The organism is Roseovarius halophilus (ex Wu et al. 2025) (genome assembly GCF_047086965.1).
Map to the genome: position 1 here is coordinate 1 of NZ_JBKOTX010000471.1, position 1,305 is coordinate 1,305.

The following is a 1,305-nucleotide window of genomic DNA, read 5'->3' on the forward strand; positions in this document are numbered from 1 at the left end:
GAGACTGTGCGGAATTTTGTGCCCTGACGCCTTTTTTACGTCATTGGGAAGCGGTCTTCGAACATGATCGCGAGCTGGCTTTTGACAGCGTGCCATTCTCGCACTGATCGCTTCCACTCCGTGGAGGTAGCATTCAGCGCGAGATAGATCAATTTCGCTGCGGCCTCGTCGCTAGGAAAGTGGCCGCGGCTTCGCACGGCGCGGCGGATTTTCGAGTTCAGCGCTTCGATGGCATTCGTGGTGTAGATCAGTCGGCGCACCTCGGGCGGGTAGTCGAGGAAGGGGACGACCTCGGTCCAGGCCCGTCGCCAGCTCGGCGCGATCGCCGGGTAGCGCCTGGCCAGGTCGCTGTCCTCGAACTCGGCCAGCGCGGCCTCGGCCGCCTCGGCGTCCACCGCCGTATAGATGGCCTTGAGGGCTGTCGCCACGGCCTTGCGGTCCTTGTAGCTGGCGAAGCTCATGGACTGGCGCAGCAGGTGGACGATACATGTCTGGACCTGGGTCTGGGGAAAGGCCGCCTCGATGGCCTGGGGGAAGCCCTTGAGGCCGTCCACGACGGCGATGAGGATGTCCTGAACGCCGCGGTTCTTGAGGTCGTTCAGAACCTTGGCCCAGAACTTGGCCCCCTCATTGGCCTGGAACCAAAGGCCCAGAACATCGCGCGTGCCGTCCGGCAGGATCGCCAGCGCCACGAAGACCGCCTTGTTCGACACCGCGCCATCGCTGCGGATATTGACCCGGATCGCGTCCATGAATACCACCGGATAGCACGGCTCCAGGGGGCGGTTCTGCCACGCGGTTACCTCGTCCATGACCGCTTCGGTGACAGCGGAGATCAGGCTGGGCGACGCCTCGAAGCCATAGATTTCCTCAATGTGTCCCTGGATCTCCCGGGTGCTCATGCCGCGCGCATACATGCTGACGATCTTGCGGTCGAACTCGGGAAAACGGCGCTGATACTTGGCGATCAGCAGCGGGTCGAAGGTCCCGTTGCGGTCGCGCGGAATGTCCAGAACCATCTTGCCGGTATCCGTCGTCACCGTCTTCTGGCTGCTGCCATTGCGGCGGTTCGCAGGCCGGTTGTGGCCCTCGGGCGCCTCCTCGGTGCGCTCCTCGCCGAGATGCTCCTCCATCTCGGTCGTCAGCGCGCGTTCCGCCAGCGCCTTCGTCAGCTCGGAGAGAATGCCCTCCTTGCCGAACAGATCGCCGGCTGACCGGCCTTCCATCAGCTTGTCCAAAAGGTCTTTGTCGATGCTCATTCGTGGTCTCCTTTTCAGAACCGTTACCACGCCAGAGCACAAAATT

At 62.8% G+C, this 1,305-nt stretch carries 1 protein-coding gene; it reads right to left on the reverse strand.

The genetic code is table 11. The annotated features are described in order from the left end of the window. Nucleotides 1-35 precede the first annotated feature (35 nt). Complete coding sequence (locus ACH107_RS32895) at nucleotides 36-1,259, reverse strand: IS256 family transposase (protein WP_412509792.1); 1,224 nt, start codon at nucleotides 1,257-1,259, stop codon at nucleotides 36-38. Between the last annotated feature and the right edge of the window lie 46 nt (nucleotides 1,260-1,305).